This window comes from Bacillus sp. FSL R5-0593 (genome assembly GCF_038603755.1).
Classification (GTDB): Bacteria; Bacillota; Bacilli; order Bacillales; family Bacillaceae; genus Bacillus; species Bacillus velezensis.
The window spans coordinates 3,655,524-3,673,468 of sequence record NZ_CP152011.1 but is presented as its reverse complement, the minus strand read 5'-3'; the positions used below and the strand labels follow the sequence as shown (position 1 = coordinate 3,673,468).

The window sequence follows — 17,945 nt, the reverse complement described above, 5'->3', positions numbered from 1 at the left end:
AAACTCCTTTTTTCTTTATCTTACAATTTATTTTCATTTTTGGGAATTCCTTTTTTGGAAAACGTGAAAAGCCAGGCCGTGAAAGACCTGGCTTTTTCCTTTTATTGATCGTTGTCGAGAAGTCGGTTGATGAAATATGCGACGCCGTTTTCATCGTTGCTTTTTGTAATATACGTGCTTTTTTCCTTCAGTTCATCAATCGCATTGCCCATGGCGATGCGGTTTCCCGCCGCTTCAAACATGGAGAAATCATTCGGGCTGTCGCCGATGGCGTAAATATCCTGTTTTTCAATTCCGTACAGTGAGGCAAGCTCCGTCAGAGCACGTCCCTTTCCGGAACCGGCAGGGAGGATTTCGATAATGTGTTTTCCGGAAGATGTCTGGGATAATTTCGGATGATGTGTAATTTCTTCTTTGGCGTTTCTCAGTTTTTCCATATCAAAAGAGAAACAAAGAAGCTTGTAAACATGTTCGTCTCCGTTAAAAATCGCCTGTATATCCTGTACGGGTTTAATGCCGAATTGTTTGAACTGCGTCTTTGCGCCCTCCCATAATGTCTGAATATCTTCCTTGGGATTGGCGCTTTTCAGAATATCCAGTTCTGCCTGCAGTTTGGACTCGCCGTCAAATGGGGACAGCAGATGATCATCTGTATAGACCTCAAAGTAAATGTCGTTGTCCGTTAAATAAGCGGCGATATCCTTCCCGGCCTGCTGATCCATTAAGAGCCGGCTGACGAGGCGGTATCCTTTGTCATGGACTGTCCCGCCGTTTGCCGCAATGATCGGAATATCTAAATCCTTCAAGAGCGCTTTTACATCAAACGTGGCTCTGCCCGTGCAGATGGCCACGAGAATGCCCGCTTCATCCGCTCTTTGTAAAGCCGCTCTGTTTTCCGGAGAAATCACACTGTCCGAGTTCAGTAATGTGCCGTCTAAGTCAATGGCTATCAATTTCATATGTATGGATGCCCTCCTTAAAAATAAAGCTGCTTCATGTAGTATGTTCAGCTTTGTGCGAAATCAGCAGAAAGCCGTCAGTTAAAGGCTATACCTTCATGTCCTTTTTTTCAACAGAAAAACGGCGGGATTTGCTAATCCCGCCGTGACGTCTTACGCGTTTAAATCATTTTTTAATTTTGTTTTTACTTCTTGAAGGTTTTCCTCATTCAGCTTGAAGTAATAAATATTTTTGCCGTACTGAGGAGTGTAAATATAGCTGTCTGAACCTGTCAGCTGCAAAGAATCCACCGATTTCAGCGATGTGATAAACGGGAACAGACCGATGGCGTCATTAAGAGATAAGTTCATTTTTAAGTTTTTCCCTAAGCTGTCGACGATATCATCATAAGAAGGGATCGAGCTTAACGATTTAGATTTTTTAATAATGGCGCTCAGCACTTCCATCTGTCTTTGTCCGCGCATCAGATCGGTGTCCGCTTTGCGTGTTCTTACATAAGCCAGTGCCTGCTCACCGTCAAGCGTCTGGACGCCCGGCTTCAGCACGACTTTTCCTTTTGTATCGACTTTAATACGATCGGCAATTTTCTGGCTTTTCACATTTACCGTAACGCCGTTCAACTCATTGACGACATCGCGGAACGCGTCGAAGTTGCTCTCAACCACATAATCTACCGGAATATCAAGCATGTTTTCTACTGTTTTATAAGTTAAATTATAACCGCCGTAAGCATGTGCGTGCGCGAATTTGTCATAGCCGTGTCCCGGGATGTTGACATAGGAATCCCGCGGAATGCTGAGCATCGTCGCTGTTTTCTTTTTCCGGTTGAAGGTGACGAGCACGTTGGCGTCACTTCTTGCGTCATCTACTGATTCGCCCTTATTGTCACGGGCGTCTATTCCTAAAAGCAATACGGTGAAAGAATCCTTCTTCGGGTCAAATTCTTTGATCCGTTTTACGGACTGGTCGCCGCGGTCAAGGCTGACGTGCGCTTCTTTGGTCGCATTATTCAATTTCACAAATGCGTAGGTGCCGACGGAACCGGCGATCACCAATAAGAAAGCGGCGAATACCAGTACAAATTTCACCCATTTTCTGAGGCGTCTTTTCTTTTTTCTGCGTTGAGATCGTTCTTCCATATCATTACCTCTCGTTTCTATTCTTTGTGAAGCGTACCATAATTGTTGACTTGGAGCAACTCTGCAAATGAGAAAATTCCAAATCTTTCTCTCTATTTCGACAACATCTACTGTTATTTTTGCATCAGGTTCACATTATATTGGACGGCAGGAAGCGGGAAATGTTTCGTCGCTTTGTAAAAAATAATTAGTAAAATAATGGATATTAACGGTGCGGAAGGTTTGAAACGGACGGAAACAGGCAAAAGAAGCAGTAGAACAATTCCGCGCGGATACAGCGTTGGATGAAGGGAGTCTATAACATGAAAAGCATACACTCGAATAAATGGCTCTATTTTTTCGGCGCACTCGGCGGCGCGTTATACGGATATGATACCGGAGTCATTTCCGGAGCTATTTTATTTATGAAAAAAGAACTGGGACTGAACGCCTTTACAGAAGGCCTCGTCGTCAGTTCGTTATTGGCGGGGGCGATTCTCGGATCGGGATTCGCCGGCAAACTGACCGACCGGTTCGGCAGGCGGAAGGCCATCATGGGAGCGGCGCTGCTGTTTTGTATAGGCGGTTTAGGAGTCGCTTTTGCCCCGAATACAGAGGTGATGGTTCTTTTCCGGATCATTCTCGGACTGGCTGTCGGAACATCTACAACGATCGTTCCGCTCTATTTATCGGAGCTGGCTCCGAAGCATAAACGAGGGGCGCTTTCTTCGCTGAATCAGCTGATGATTACGGTCGGAATCCTCGTTTCTTATATCGTGAACTATATATTTGCCGATGCAGGCGCTTGGCGCTGGATGCTTGGACTTGCGGTTGTGCCGTCAGTCATTCTGCTGATCGGAATCTTATTTATGCCGGAAAGCCCGCGCTGGCTGTTTACGATCGGCAAAGAAAAGAAAGCAAGAGAAATCCTTTCATCATTGCGGGGAACGAAGAATATTGATGATGAGATTGATCAGATGAAAGAAGCGGAAAAGGAAAACGAAGGCGGCTTGAAAGAATTGTTTGAGCCGTGGGTGAGACCCGCGCTGATTGCCGGCCTCGGACTTGCCTTTTTGCAGCAATTCATCGGGACAAATACAATTATTTATTACGCCCCGAAAACATTTACCAGTGTCGGGTTCGGCAATTCCGCGTCTATATTGGGAACGGTCGGAATCGGCGCCGTCAATGTCATCATGACGCTTGCGGCTATTAAAGTCATTGATAAGATCGGCCGGAAGCCGCTGCTGCTGGCCGGTAATGCGGGCATGGTCATCAGTCTGCTCGTATTGGCCGCGGTCAATCTTTTCTTTGAACATTCAGCAGCCGCATCATGGACAACGGTGATTTGTTTAGGCCTGTTTATCATTGTGTTTGCGGTCAGCTGGGGGCCTGCCGTATGGGTCATGCTTCCTGAATTATTCCCGCTGCATGTCCGGGGTATCGGGACGGGTGTCTCCACTTTAATGCTGCATGCCGGAACATTGATTGTCTCATTAACCTATCCGATGTTAATGGAAGCAGTCGGCATCAGCTATTTATTTCTCATTTATGCCGCGATCGGGATACTGGCATTCCTGTTCGTCCGGTTTAAAGTGACCGAGACGAAGGGGAAAAGCCTTGAAGAAATTGAGCAGGATCTGAAAAGCCGTAACGGAGGCTCGGGATCAGAATCAAATCGGCGGACAGTTCATCCGTAATATTCAGTTTTAGGGGGGCGGTTATTCACCGGCCCCCTCAAAACGGATGCCGAGCGGGCGCCCGGTCACATAAATGACGGGGATATGTCATACGTTGTATAAAGTCACGATAAAGGCGGGGATGCCGGTGAAAACGAGTATTATTATCCTTACATATAATGAACTTGAGCTGACGAAAAAATGTCTGGCCAGCATTGAACGATACACCGACAAAGATAAGATTGAACTGATTATAGTTGACAACGGTTCCTCAGACGGAACGAGAGAATACATATCAAATCTGCCTGACGTCAAAGTCATCCTAAATGAAAAAAACCTCGGGTTCGCCAAGGGGTGCAACCAGGGAATCGAAGCGGCAGGGGGAGAAAATCTGCTGTTTCTGAACAACGATACGATGGTCACGAAAAATTGGCTCACCTCCATGCTGAGGGTGCTGTATCAATCTGAAAAAACCGGTATGGTCGGGCCCGTCAGCAACTATGTCAGCGGCGCGCAAATGATCCATGACGCATATCAATCGCTTGATGAGCTGGAGTCATTCGCGGAGGCGTATTGCGAACGGGAAAAGCATCATACAAAGCGGGTGCTGCGCCTTGTCGGCTTCTGTCTTCTGGTGAAAAGAAGCGTCATTGAAGACATCGGCCCGTTCGATGAACAATTCGGATACGGTTCTTTTGAAGATGATGACCTATGTCTGCGCGCACTGCAAAAAGGCTACAGCCTGCACATCGCCCTCGATGCCTTTGTGCATCACCACGGACATGCGACGTTTACGGCTAATCAGGATATCAATATCAATCAGTTATATTCGGAGAACCGCCAGCGTTTTAGGGAAAAATGGGGCACTGATTTTACGTACTTTACTCATCCGAGACCGGAAATTGCGGAGCTCGTTCCCCGGGAGGCGAAACGGATACTTGATGTCGGCTGCGGCGCGGGGGCTACGGGGCTGGAACTTCAAAACAGACAGCCTTGCGAACTGTACGGAATAGAGCTGCACCCGCTGGCGGCGCAAGCGGCAAAAGGACACTATGAAGCGGTGCTGCAGGAAGATGTCGAAGAAGTGAAGCTGCCTTATCCGGAAGGCTTTTTTGATTGCATCATTTTCGCGGACATCCTTGAGCACTTAAAAGACCCGTGGCGCGTCATTGAAACGTACTCATCCTATTTGTCGCCTGCCGGATCAATCGTTTGCAGCATTCCGAATATTTCCCACGCCGAAGCGCTGTTCCCGCTTCTGCTCGGTGACTGGACATACAGAGACGCCGGTATTCTCGACCGCACCCACTTGCGGTTTTTTACGCCGCAGACGGTGCGCACGCTCTTTCCGGAAGAGACATTTGACGTGAAAAAGCAGTCCTATACGTATGTTCACGTGGATGAGCGGGTGCAGCTGTTTTTACAGGAAATCACACGAATGGCGCAATCGATGCAATTTCCGGTGATACAGCTGCCCGAACAAAGCCGGATTTATCAAATTCTCCTCCATGTCGAAAAAACACGCTGAAGGCTACCGTCCCATCGTTCCGAAGTTGGTAATCTGAATGGAAACATCATAGTCAAAAGCCGCTTCGGAGAAGGTCTCATCCCAGCGGTGCTTTACTTTCTTCCAATAGTCGGGATATTGAATGCGGACTCTGTCAGAAAAGAATACAGGGTCCGTTTCATATTGATTCTGCAGCTTATCGATGACTTCTTTCACATCGCTTTTCAGTTTTTTTTCGAAAATCTTTTCCAGCCCGTTTAAATAGTGCTGATCGAATGAATCTTCTCCGGCATATTGATCCTCTGACAAAAGTCCTTTTGTTTTTACCGCTACATGAAATGACAGCTTCCCGTTTTTCAGCCTGGGAGTGATGGCGGATGTTGATTTTTTGATCTCGAAGGTAATCGGGTGCCCCCCTTTATCCAAAGCGGGCAGCACGCCGCCCCGTATCGTCCCCATCAGCCAATTCAGGCTCTGTATTTCGTATGATGACAGAAAGCCCGCCAATCTGTTTTGTTTTGCGTTTTTGATAATGGCCGCTCCGTCATACACCGTTTTTCCTTTTTGATTGCTGACGGCCTGAATGAGAAAACTGAGTTTATTATGGCAGTAAATCGAAGCTCTCCCGATTCGGAGCGGTTTTAAAATCTTCCCGTTGTAGCCGCCGTTGTTCGTAAGGTCGATCAGCTTTTCCGCGGCCATGGGCTGCTGCTGATTCGGCGTCGGCTCCGTCAGAATATCGGACGCTTTTCCTCTTGCCGCGAAGAGATAGCTGCTCCGCCGTAATTCATCATCGCGGATAAAATGATTCATCATCTGCAGGATATTTTGGTCGGCCAGCAATTTGTCGCTGAATATCAGCACTTTTAAGTGATCGCTGTAAACAGGCGGATCTTTTAAAGCGACTTCACTGACGGCTTCAAGAATGGTATCCCCCCGCGTCGTCACATTGACAAACACGGGCCGGCCGGAAGCCTGGCTGTTTTCACTTTGGGGCAGCAGGTTTTGATAGGTTAATTTATATCGGCGGTCACTCGTCTCGTCTATCGCCAGTCCCCGGGCGAAAGATAGCTTTTCGACTTCCTTCGCGTCCCAGCATCCTGAAAGCGTCATCAGTATGAAAAGCGCCGCCGCCCATTTTATGAAAAGTGTCATGACGTCTGTTTCCTCCCGGCTATTTTTTTCATCCAGCTGACAAACCAGATGAGAAAAGGAATCATAATGACGGCAAAAAACGTATACCCGAGAATATTCGCGAATGCAAACACGCTGTTGATATCATCGGGGTACATCGAAAGGCCGAATGTCACTGCCAATAAGCTCCCCATCAGCCAGGCATTGTTTTTATTTTTCAGTCTGAAAATGGTGTTTAATCCGAGATGCGCCCCTTTAAAAGAGCCGAGCATACAGGTAAACTGCTGGCATGTCCACGTGATTAAAAGAAAGATATCAAACCGCTCAATGAAAATACCCCGGATTTCCAAGGCGTGAATCAGGGAAATGGTCGGATACGTCACCGTTTTGGCTTCAGCGACCGACATACAGCCGATGACGACAAGCAGCGTAATGCTGTAAAATAAGCCTGCGCTGGCGATGCCGAAGACAGCAGCCTTTTTCGCCTGCTTCGGATTTTTCATAAACGGCACCAGATACAGAATCACCTCAAGTCCTGAAAAATACAAAAGGGTCCGCGGAAACATCTCAAAAAAGCTTTTGTAGCCTCCTTCCATGACCGGGCGGACGAAATCCAGCTTAAACAGTCTCAGGCTGAATATAAGCAGCATAATCAGAATGACGATCGTAACCGGGAACAGATAGGCATAAAGCTTTGAAATGGGATAGACCCCGCCGGTCACATGGTAGATGCCGACCGCCAGAAAGATGAATATGACGACACTCATCGGCGTATTTTTCAGTAAAAAGTAATTGATGACTTCACCGAGAAATCGGGCTTGAAAACAGACGGTGACAACAAAATAACAGCTGATGAATAAATTCAGAAGAGAACCGATGGCGCGTCCCATGATGCTTTGATTCAGCTCATATATGGTTTCCCCGCTGTTTTTCTGCAAAAACGGCATAAAGAGCAGGACGATGCCGATAAACACGACACCCTGCACAAGAATAATGATCCATCCGCTCGGACTGTCCGCTGTTGCGGCGGAGCGCGGCAGTGTTAACACGCCCGCTCCGATCATTGTTCCGCTTACCATGAGAAGTGTCTGCATAAACGACAGCTTGTCTTCCGGTTTTTTCATGGGGATCACCTTTGCTTGATTTTATCTTTCGTCTCTTTTCTGGACGGCCGCTTTTTCAAATGAGGCGTCGGCAGTCTGACGATCGTATCTTTTAAGTCTTGGCCAGGCTGCGCCATGATCGGAATAAGATAGTCCTGGCCGAAGCTTTTCAGACGCATCAGATGGCCGACGACAAGCAGATAGCACATGATCAGTCCGTATAAACCTAATATCGCCGACAAAATCATCGAAAAAATACGGATGAGCCTCAGCGGAAAATTGAACGCATAGGAGGGCGCCGTAAAAGAAGCCAATGCCGTAATGGATACGACAATGACCATCATCGCGCTGACGATGTTCGCCTGAACGGCGGCCTGTCCGATCACCACGCCCCCGATCAGGCCGATCGTCTGTCCGATCGGCTTCGGCAGCCTGAGTCCGGCTTCTCTGATCATTTCGATCGTAAAAATCATGATGAACGCTTCAACAAAAGGAGGGAACGGGACATTCAATCTGCTTCCGGCAATCGTAACCGCCATTCTCGTCGGCAAAAGCCCCGTGTGGAACGTAACGAGCGATATGTAAAGGCCGGGTAAATAAATCGTGATTAAAATGCATGTATACCGAAGCAGCCTGAGAAAGGTAACCGGAACCCACCGCTGATTATAATCGTCAGGGGAGTGGATAAATTCATCAATGGTAGTCGGCACCAAAAGGGTAAAAGGCGTTCCGTCTACAAGAATGGAAACCCTTCCTTCCAAAAGAGCGCCCATAACCCGGTCGGGCCGTTCGGTCGTCAAGACGGTCGGGAAAATAGAATACGTGTTATCTTCAATAAGCTGTTCAATCGCTCCTGATTCCGGAATGTCATCAATGGTGATCGAATCCAGTCTTTTCATCACTTCTTTTACAACATCATCAGGAGCAATATCCCGAATGTAGGCAACGGCGATCCGCTTTTTTGTCCGTTCGCCGAGTGTGATCTCTTTGATCTGGAGGTTGGGATCACCGGACTGCTCGCGCAACAGCGCCGTGTTCGTTCGAAGCTTTTCGACAAAACCTATCCTAGGCCCCCGTTCAAGCACTTCTGAAGCCGGTTCTTCAATATCACGCATTTTAAATGTTTCCGTCTCAAACGAAAGGGCTTCCTCCCATCCCTCCGCCAGCAAAACCGATTTGCCGGAGAAAATGTCTGCCTCCGCGTCCTTAAGTGAAGAAAGCCGGGTGTGACGATAGCCGAAAGAGATGGATGACGGCGGTGTTTCAGCCGGTTCCTCTTGATGCCGGGCGGCCGCCTGCACGGGCGAAATAATATATTCCGCAAGCAATTGATTGTCGGTCAGTCCGTCTATATAGATAAGACAGGCGTCACATTTGTCGTTTCCGTACGTAAACGAATAAAACATCATGTCATCGCTTTGGCCGAATCGTTTTTTCAGCGCTTCAAGGTTTTTGCCGAGCTCCGCATGTATCGTCACAATGTTCCCCCCTTTTTCATCAGTTATTTTAATTTGCGACAAACAAGGCATTTTATTCTGGAATAGGAAATGACTGAGCATTCCGCCTCATCCGAATGGTATAATGAGCAGGTCAGCCATTTTATACATATTGTTTTAACCGCGGCTCCCTCCGTGTTTTAAAAAAGATACAGGGGGAATGGGATATGAGCCGCTTTTTAAGGGGAGGGGAACGAACATGACGCAAGAGCCGATTTTTTTACAGCCTGTATGTAAAGAAAAACTATGGGGCGGCACGTTATTACGCGAACGATTCGGATATGACATACCTTCAGAAACAACCGGCGAATGCTGGGCGATATCAGCCCATCCGCACGGAATGAGCACGGTCAAAAGCGGTCCGTATCAAGGGAAAACCTTGATGGAACTGTGGGATCAGCATAGAGAATTATTCGGCGGAACGGAAGGGGACCGGTTTCCGCTGCTGACGAAAATACTGGACGTCAAACATCATCAGTCTGTTAAAGTCCATCCTGACGATTATGACGCCGAGGAGCATGGACAGGGTGAAACGGGGAAGTCTGAGTGCTGGTACATTATCGACTGTAAAGAAAATGCGGAAATCATATACGGTCACACGGCCCGTTCGAAAGCGGAACTTGTCACCATGATTAATAGCGGTGACTGGGAAGGCCTGCTGCGCCGCGTGAAGATCAAACCCGGTGGTTTTTATTATGTGCCGAGCGGTACCATCCATGCCATTTGCGCGGGGGCGCTCGTGCTTGAAACACAGCAGAATTCAGAGGCCGCCTACCGGATATATGATTACGGGCGTACAGATCAAAACGGCCAGGCGCGTGAGCTGCATATCCGCGATGCCGTCAACGCCGCCACCGTTCCTCATGTGGACGGATTTTTGGATGAATCAACTGAAACGAGAAAAGGCGTCACCATCAAAACCTTTGTGCAGGGAGAATATTTTTCTGTATACAAATGGGATATCAGCGGGACGGCGGAAATGACCCAGGACGCTCCGTTTATGCTGTGCAGCGTCACAGAAGGAAGCGGCTCCATCATCTGTGAAGGCAAGTCCGCCGAGCTTGAAAAAGGCGCGCATTTCATACTGCCGGATCAGATGCCTGACTTTACGATAAACGGAGATTGCACGATCATCGTTTCTCATATATAAAACCAAACTTAATCCCAGCTCTGGGATTAAGTTTTTTTATATATATATTTCACTTTAAAAATTGAAGCACTTTCCGATAAAAGTAGTAGTGTGATAGATAAATATAGAGAAGGAGGAGAGGTAATGAAAAAAAGTTTGGCTGCCGCAATGTTATTGTCAGCGGTTACTCTTGAATTTTTCACGATAACAGACTCAGTAAAGGCAGCTTATATTGACAATTCCATTTATCAGTTAGAAACAACACAAAAGTTTGCTTCTGAAAGTGAGGCTTCTCAGGCAGTTGCAAAATTGAAAAAAGATACCGGATGGAAAGCAGACTATCAAAAGAGCGGAACGTCTAAGAACTATCAAATATCTGCTTCAGGTCTGACAAGCGAAACGAATGCTAAAAGCGTACTAAGCGATTTTACGAAGCAGACAGGCATTAAAGGAACATCAAGTCCGACGGGCAGTAAGCAGCCCTATTATACTGCAGTTTCCGGAACTATTTCAGGTGAACAGCAGGCTAATAACTTGCTTGATAAAATGAAAAAGGAAACAGGATTAACCGGTACTGTTAAACCGAATGGTGTGAAGCAGCCTTATATAAGCATTGTTACATCTGAACTGACAAGTGAGGCCAGTGTAAAGGCAGCTATTCAAGAGTTAAAGAAGCAGACTGGAGTCAATGCTAATTATCAAAAACTTGAACAGGAACCGGAGATCATTCAAATTCTATCCGGAAAAATTCAAGGAGAGAAAACAGCATCCCAAGTGAAAAGCAGTTTTCAAAAAGATTCTGGGCTGAATGCCACGTTAAACATGACTGATAAAGGCCAGTCTTACTACATTGTTACAACGAATTCTTTGATTAATAAAGCAGATGAGGCGAAAAGTCTTATCAAACAGCTTGAACAAAGCACAGGCGTCAAAAGCAGTTACAAAACCATCAATAATAAAAAAACTATCACATCGTATAATATAGAAACGGGTTATTTTAATGGACTGAGTATGGTTAAGAATGCCATCAGCCAAATAAAAAATAACACTGGAATTAAAGGGACCTACCAAAAGGTTGGGGCTACAAATAATTATTTTGTGAAAATGAAAGATGTCAGCCCGGAAAAACTAAAAAGTCTTCAAGCCTTTTTTAAGAAGAAAAGATGGCATATGACTTATACAGCTGTAAAGAAAACGTCAACACAAACAACTTATCAAGTGATAACAAATGCTGTAACAAACGCACAGGCAGATAAAGCAGTAAATTTTCTTAGCAGAAAAAAATTAAAATCATCAAAATCAAATTCAGGAAAAACAGCTGCTAATCAATATCAGCTGTTATCACAACAGACTGCTGACAAAACAAAAGTAACAAAAGGTTTAAACTCTTTAAAGAAAAGCGGTATTAATGCAACTGCCAAATCTATAAAACAACCAAAAGGAATAACTTATAAAATTAAGACAGAAGCCTTGCTGGACACAGCTAAGATTAATCAAGTCAAATCTTTCTTCAAGACAAAAAAATTAACGGCAGTAAGTGAAAAAACCGGTAAATCCGCTTATACGCAATATCAAGTCACTGTTAGTGACTTATTAAATCAAAAAGATATAGATCGTGTGTTAACTTTTTTTAAAACAAATAATGCGAAAGGCAACGCCAAACAAAATGGCAAAAGCACATACACGCAATATAAATTAGTTACAGATCAAATCAGCACATCGTCGGCTTTAAACAAAGGACTGAGTTTCTTTAAGGCAAAGAACTTATCAGCAAGCTACACTACTAAAAACAATCCAATATACAGTATAGTGATTACTGAACAATTTACAGGAAAAAGCAATGCTGATAAGGCTGCAAGCAAAGTGAAGCAGCTTTATGGGTGGGCAGTTTCAAGTGTTGAGGTGAAAAGCGGTCCTCAAATAATGGAAACAAATTATAATATTACGATGAGTGAAATGGTCGCGAAGCAGTTAAAAGCGAACCCGCAGACGGATTCAAGTGCCTACGTATCTCTATCTTATATTAATAGTGCAAATTCTACCGTAACCGCAGATTTTCTTAATGTCAGGTCCACTCCAGAGGTAAAGAGCAATAATATTATAGGAACAGTGACAAAAGGTTATAAGGTTAATATCATTAGTGTAGAGAATAACTGGGCCAAAATTAAAATGGGTTGGCGGAAAGCAAGCGAGGAAGAAGTTTCCTACTATGTAAACCCCGCAAACTTTTCTGTGTCAGATAAAAGTTATTTTCAGTTTTTGAAGTTATCGAAATATGCAGGACTGACAGCATCAGAAGTCAATACGAAGATTTTAAAAGGGAAAGGAATTCTTGAAGGAAAAGGTGAAGCTTTTATTAAGGCAGCTGAATCTAACAGTATTAATGAGCTCTACCTGATTTCTCACGCTTTATTAGAGACCGGAAACGGTACCTCAGAGCTGGCAAACGGTGTGACCTATAATGGGAAAAAGGTATATAACATGTATGGCATAGGTGCATATGACGGAGACGCTGTGAACAAGGGTGCCCAATATGCATATAACCAAGGATGGTTCAGTCCTGAAGCAGCGATTACTGGAGGGGCCAAATTTATCGGACAGAGTTATATACACAATGCCGTATACAACCAAGATACCTTGTATAAAATGAGATGGGAGCCTTCTGTAAGCCACCAATATGCATCTGATATTGGTTGGGCGTATAAGCAGGTAAACAGAATGTACAGTCTCTATAGTCTGTTAGATAACTATCAGCTTTACTATGATATTCCTGTCTATAAATAAACGTGTTAAAGAGCTCGGAGTCATACTTCCGAGCTTTTTTCAATATTAAATTGGACAGATGTCTTTTTGTTTGTACGATTATTTTTAAGCACTATGGAGGCAATATAAATATATAAAACACCCGTTCAATTGTGTGAACAGGTGTTTTTGTATGTTATTTGTTCTTCTGCAAATTGGAGCAGTTTGCTGCTCGAATTCCCATCTGAATACATATTCCATTTGTCCGCGAACCGCTTCATTTCTTCTGCATGAAATGACTTTTTCGTCATTTCCTCCAGAAGGGCTTCGCTGTCATGACAAGCCTTTCCGGGAATGACGGAAGTATAATTGTCGATTAAACCGCGCTTTTGATCATATTCTTCCAGATCATACGTGAAAAAGAAAATCGGTTTATTTAAGAGCGCGAATTCAAAAGGCACGGAAGAGTAATCCGTAATTAAAATATCAGCCGCTTTCAAGAGATCATGAAGACGCATGTCAGACACGTTCTTGATCAGTTCGCTTTCAAACGAAGCCGAAATCTGATGCAAAACGGCAGGATGAAGCTTTACAAGCAGCATATACTCTCCGTTTAACGCGTTTGTGAGCTGTTCTTCGGTGAATGGCAGCCGAAAGGATTGCATATCATAATCCCTGAATGTCGGTGCGTACAGGATGATTTTTTTCGGCCATTTGTGCTTCAGTTCGGGCTTGTGTTCTTCATAATAGACGTCAGTCAGGGGGACACCCGTTTTTAACAGCTGGCCGTCCCGTATGCCGAACGACTTTTTAAAAACGTCAGCCATCGCGTCTGAACCGACGGTGACAAAGTCAAACGAGCGGTACACTTTTTTAAACCGGCTGATATCTGATGCCGGACGGTTTTGATTCGTCACATCCTCAAGGCCGAACTTTTTCAAAGAGCCGTTCGCATGCCACACCTGAATGCATGTCGTTTGCGGCCGGCGGTTTAAGACGCTTGTCATGAGGAAATAGTTATCCGTTATCACCGCTTTGCTCTTAAAAAGGATCAAAACCGCCTTTAAAAGATGCAGCGGATGTTTTTCGTTCAGATAAAAAGAGCCGATACCTTCCAGCTCTTCTTTCAGACTGACGGCATGTCTCGTATACAAAACCGTCATTTCATAAGAAAGCGATTCAGCGTGCGCTTTGTAAGAACGGATGAGAGCCTGTGCATTCTCTTCAAAAGATACCAGCAGGGTCAGGTGGTTCTTGGGCTTTACAGGCTTGAACAAAACGCCGAGAACAGACAGATATATAGAATAAAAAGCGGCGAATAAAGATCGCAAGTTCATAGATTACCAATCTCTTTTGCTGTTTTATTTGTTTAAAGCTGTTTCGTTTGATCTTCTGCCTGCTTGGAATACAGGCTTTTATTTGATTTATTATTTCTCAAAACGGTAAAAGCATACTTCGGAATGTTCAGCATCCTTTTCCATCTCCACGGATTCGTCAACAGTCTGTACAGCCATTCCAGATTCGTTTTGATCATCCATTCAGGGGCGCGTTTCACCGTTCCGCTGAACACATCAAAGCTTCCGCCCAAACCGATCGATACAGCCTGAGGGAAAAGATGTTTGTATTCATAAATAAATTGTTCCTGATGGGGATATCCTAAGGCGACAAACACGAGATCGGGTTTCGCCCGGGAAATCTGTTTGGCGACGAAGCGTTTATCCGCTTCATAACCGTTGCTGGCTCCGACAACCTCAATATTCGGATACTCTTTGCTGATCCGGTTCAAAACGGCGTCAAGCACATCTTGTTTAGCTCCGTATAAAAATATTTTTTTAGACTGCCGGTTTGCGAGGCCGAGCAGCGCAAGAAACACATCGAATCCCGCAATTCTTGATTTCAGCGGGTGCTGCGTCAAACGTGACATTAACACGACGCCGATACCATCCGGCAGGACGAAATCCGCGGAAGAAATGACTTGATGATAACCTTTGTCTTTCGCCGCAGCGTATCCGATCTCAGGATTGACCGTCGCAATGACGGCTCCTTGCTTCTGTGCGATATAATAAGTGTCTAAATATGAAATAAACTCCTGTAAATTTCCATTAACATAAGAAAGGTTGTGCACCATTTCAGTCTGCATCTGCCGTCCTCCTTTTTGTACGGGATTTTCTTTCACTTTTTCGTGAATTAGGCTAAGCTTTATTTTAACATAATACCTTCAGATAAACTTAACAATAGTTTTACAAAAATATAAATAAGATAACAATTTCTTTAATCATACGCGCAAAAACCCTGCTAAACTCCTATTGTAATAACATTTGTTAATAAGTGGAATGTAACTTCGTTTTACATTGGCTTAACCTTTTCAGGGCTATGTGATATAATGAGGTTCCATGAGTACGAAATTGGCACTTTAGTGATTAAGGATACAGCTGCGCAGCATTTCAGAGCAGTTGCTTGTTATACGTATGATGATAGAAAGGAGCTTTTGTTTCATGAAGAAGGTCATTACTTACGGAACGTTTGATTTACTGCATTGGGGTCATATTAAACTGCTTGAGCGCGCAAAGCAGCTTGGAGATTACCTTGTTGTTGCCATCTCAACAGACGAGTTTAACCTGCAAAAACAAAAAAAGGCCTACCACAGCTATGAACACAGAAAGCTGATTCTGGAAACGATCCGTTATGTCGACGAAGTCATTCCGGAAAACAGCTGGGATCAAAAAGTACGTGACGTAGCGGATCACAACATCGACGTGTTCGTAATGGGAGACGATTGGGAAGGCAAATTCGATTTCCTTAAAGATCAATGCGAAGTCATCTACCTCCCTAGAACCGAAGGCATTTCCACCACACAGATTAAAAAAGAAATTGCCGGGGTGTAATACGGAATTATTGAATGTATGAACTGTTCAAAGTACTTCTTATTTGCTGATAAGGAGTACTTTTTGATGCTTAAATAGGTTTGTTATAATAATCTGAGGGAATAGTATTATTTTGCAGTGTTTTACTAAATTCCATATGGTGAAAGGGAGAAAAAATTTGTCCAATCAGCCTATTAACGATAATAATGAGCTTCCCGATATGATGTATTATTTTATCTCAGGAGGCCTCCCGGATGATTACGGAGGTCTGACCAAATCACTATTATTGCGTTCTAAACTATTCGGAGAAGAGAGTCAAAAGAATACCGCCTTTCTTACTTTTAAATTTGATTTGGAATTTCGGAGAAAAAAAAACGAACTCTTTGAAAGAAAGAAAACGGACCCTCAATATACACAAGTTATCAACATGTACGATGACTTTCTAAGTAAAAGAACAAAAGGCAAGCGGATTTATTCGGAGAAAATTGAGCTGAATCAAATAAAAAAACATGTCAGTAAGGGGAAAGTAAGCAAAACTATCTCAAAAATGTTCGGAAAATCATCAAACGATTATAATCTTTCAAATTATTCAGGCAGTGATGACGTGCGTTACGTAGATTACCTGAATGATGAAAAACAAGTAATCAAAAGGGAAGAATACAATAAAGAAGGAAAACCCGTCATTGTCTCTCATTTTGATACAAAGACGAATCAAATCTTCCTTCAGGAGTTTATCAACAACGAAAATGTCGTTTATCTGGAAAAGCACTTCATGTGGGATGACCAAAGTGAAGCAGTCAAATTCACACATTTTACTTGGTACTCAGAAGAAGACCCTTTAACATTTAAGGATGAATTTGAGTTGCGCAGGCATTGGATTGATATTCTCCAAAAAGAAAACGATCGGCCTAAACTATTTCTGGTCGACAGCAGACTACAGGATAAACATGTCTTCAGAGTGAAAAAAGCGCCGTCATCTTATTATGCCGCGATTATTCACAATAAACATTATGGTGATAATAAGTTCCAGATCAAAGGACGCTATAAAGAACTTTTCGGTCAAATAAATAACCTTGATGCCGTATTTTTTATCACTGAGGAGCAGATTGCAGATTTCAGTTTGATTTCAGGGGAAAAAGAGACATTCTTTTTTACGCCACATACGATTAATAAACCGCTTGATGAAGAGGTTTTGAAAGTTCCGAGCGAACGAAATAAAGCGGTTATTATCTCTCGGATTGTACCAATGAAAAACCTGACGCATGCCGTTAAAGCGTTCAAACTTGTTGTAAATGAAATCCCGGATGCGAAACTGGAAATATTCGGTTCTGGAGGAGAAACAGAGAAAATCAAAAAGGAAATAAAAGCTCAAAACCTCAAGAATAATGTATTGCTGAAAGGCTACACGAACAACCCTGATTACGAGTTTCAAAAAGCGTGGCTGACAATTTCAACTTCTCACTTTGAAGGCTTCGGTCTGTCCAATATGGAAGCATTGAGCAATGGATGCCCGGTCGTAACTTACGATTACGATTACGGTGCCAGAAGCTTGGTAGAAGATGGAGTAAACGGCTATGTAATTGAACAATATAATATAGAAAAGCTGGCTGAGGCCATTATCTCTTTAATGAGAGATGACAGCACTCACAAACAATTTTCACGTCTAGCCTTTAAAATGGCGGAGAAATACTCTAAACCAAACTATATTAAAAATTGGTCATATGCTCTTTTCAAAATGGTTGAAGTGAGAAAAGAAAAGGAACGGCTTGCTGAAAAAGTCGGTTCTAAAGAACACCCGATCACATCTTTTGAAAAAAATGCCAGCGGATTAGCGATCAGCGTTTCAGTGTCTGACCAGAATGATGCATTTGAAAAAGTCCGAATGGTTGGGATTGATCGGAAAAACAAATCTGAAATCATATCCGTATCCGCTGATCAACCGGCTCAGCCATTTTATATAGATTTTGAAAAGGACATCCAAAAAGAAAAAATTGACGCAAATCATACTTCGGTTCTTGACTTTTACATTCAATATATAACAGCTGACCATATCCGTATTCTAAGAAGGGTATCCAGCCGTGAAGTCAATTTCGGCGAAAAAGATCGGTTTATGAATAACGGATATACTTTCGAACCTTATACGACTGTGAAAGGGAATTTCTCTATTAAATTAAACAAAAAGGATCACATCGATTAAGTGAAATCGGTTAAGT

13 protein-coding genes are annotated in these 17,945 nt (G+C 43.8%); 6 read left to right on the top strand and 7 right to left on the bottom strand.

Going from position 1 to position 17,945, the window contains the following annotated elements:
• Positions 1-101: 101 nt before the first annotated feature.
• Together NYE36_RS18240 and NYE36_RS18235 are read right to left on the bottom strand one after the other, a co-directional pair.
• Complete coding sequence (locus NYE36_RS18240) at positions 102-959, bottom strand: Cof-type HAD-IIB family hydrolase (protein WP_080130598.1); 858 nt, start codon at positions 957-959, stop codon at positions 102-104.
• 153 nt (positions 960-1,112) lie between these two features.
• Positions 1,113-2,099, bottom strand: coding sequence for an LCP family protein (locus NYE36_RS18235; protein WP_007407510.1), 987 nt, complete (start codon positions 2,097-2,099; stop codon positions 1,113-1,115).
• Positions 2,100-2,401: 302 nt separating this feature from the next.
• On the opposite strand from NYE36_RS18235, the gene NYE36_RS18230 reads away from it, so the two are divergent.
• Together NYE36_RS18230 and NYE36_RS18225 are read left to right on the top strand one after the other, a co-directional pair.
• Positions 2,402-3,778 (top strand): sugar porter family MFS transporter, encoded by a 1,377-nt coding sequence (locus NYE36_RS18230; protein WP_032867483.1) that lies wholly within the window; start codon positions 2,402-2,404, stop codon positions 3,776-3,778.
• 94 nt (positions 3,779-3,872) lie between these two features.
• Positions 3,873-5,285, top strand: coding sequence for a bifunctional glycosyltransferase family 2 protein/class I SAM-dependent methyltransferase (locus tag NYE36_RS18225; protein WP_265451080.1), 1,413 nt, complete (start codon positions 3,873-3,875; stop codon positions 5,283-5,285).
• Between the two features lie 3 nt (positions 5,286-5,288).
• On the opposite strand, the gene NYE36_RS18220 is transcribed toward NYE36_RS18225, so the two are convergent.
• The 3 genes from NYE36_RS18220 to NYE36_RS18210 are packed head-to-tail and all read right to left on the bottom strand — an operon-like array spanning position 5,289 to position 8,979.
• A complete protein-coding gene (locus tag NYE36_RS18220) occupies positions 5,289-6,419 on the bottom strand; it encodes a Ger(x)C family spore germination protein (protein ID WP_208557103.1) in 1,131 nt (376 codons plus the stop codon).
• On the bottom strand, positions 6,416-7,522 hold the full coding sequence (locus NYE36_RS18215; protein ID WP_199022201.1) for a spore germination protein: 1,107 nt from the start codon (positions 7,520-7,522) through the stop codon (positions 6,416-6,418). Before NYE36_RS18215 ends, NYE36_RS18220 begins: the two co-directional genes overlap by 4 nt.
• Positions 7,523-7,527: 5 nt before the next feature.
• On the bottom strand, positions 7,528-8,979 hold the full coding sequence (locus tag NYE36_RS18210; protein WP_199022200.1) for a spore germination protein: 1,452 nt from the start codon (positions 8,977-8,979) through the stop codon (positions 7,528-7,530).
• A 217-nt stretch (positions 8,980-9,196) separates the two neighbouring features.
• On the opposite strand from NYE36_RS18210, the gene manA reads away from it, so the two are divergent.
• Complete coding sequence (gene manA, locus NYE36_RS18205; protein WP_199022199.1) at positions 9,197-10,147, top strand: mannose-6-phosphate isomerase, class I; 951 nt, start codon at positions 9,197-9,199, stop codon at positions 10,145-10,147.
• Positions 10,148-10,270: 123 nt separating this feature from the next.
• Positions 10,271-12,910 carry an N-acetylglucosaminidase gene (locus NYE36_RS18200; RefSeq protein WP_265451079.1) on the top strand — a complete coding sequence of 880 codons (2,640 nt, stop codon included), beginning with the start codon at positions 10,271-10,273 and terminating at the stop codon, positions 12,908-12,910.
• 125 nt (positions 12,911-13,035) lie between these two features.
• Here NYE36_RS18200 and NYE36_RS18195 read toward each other — a convergent pair whose 3' ends face one another.
• The gene (locus NYE36_RS18195) at positions 13,036-14,205 is read right to left on the bottom strand and encodes a CDP-glycerol glycerophosphotransferase family protein (RefSeq protein ID WP_064115318.1); all 1,170 of its coding nucleotides are present in this window, start codon (positions 14,203-14,205) and stop codon (positions 13,036-13,038) included.
• 32 nt (positions 14,206-14,237) lie between these two features.
• Positions 14,238-15,008, bottom strand: coding sequence for a WecB/TagA/CpsF family glycosyltransferase (locus tag NYE36_RS18190; protein ID WP_012118587.1), 771 nt, complete (start codon positions 15,006-15,008; stop codon positions 14,238-14,240).
• Between the two features lie 355 nt (positions 15,009-15,363).
• Between NYE36_RS18190 and tagD the strand changes: the two genes are divergently transcribed.
• Together tagD and NYE36_RS18180 are read left to right on the top strand one after the other, a co-directional pair.
• A complete protein-coding gene (gene tagD / locus NYE36_RS18185; RefSeq protein ID WP_003151361.1) occupies positions 15,364-15,753 on the top strand; it encodes a glycerol-3-phosphate cytidylyltransferase in 390 nt (129 codons plus the stop codon).
• A gap of 157 nt (positions 15,754-15,910) precedes the next feature.
• Positions 15,911-17,929 (top strand): alpha-glucosyltransferase N-terminal domain-containing protein, encoded by a 2,019-nt coding sequence (locus tag NYE36_RS18180; protein ID WP_199022196.1) that lies wholly within the window; start codon positions 15,911-15,913, stop codon positions 17,927-17,929.
• The last annotated feature ends 16 nt before the right edge of the window (positions 17,930-17,945 follow it).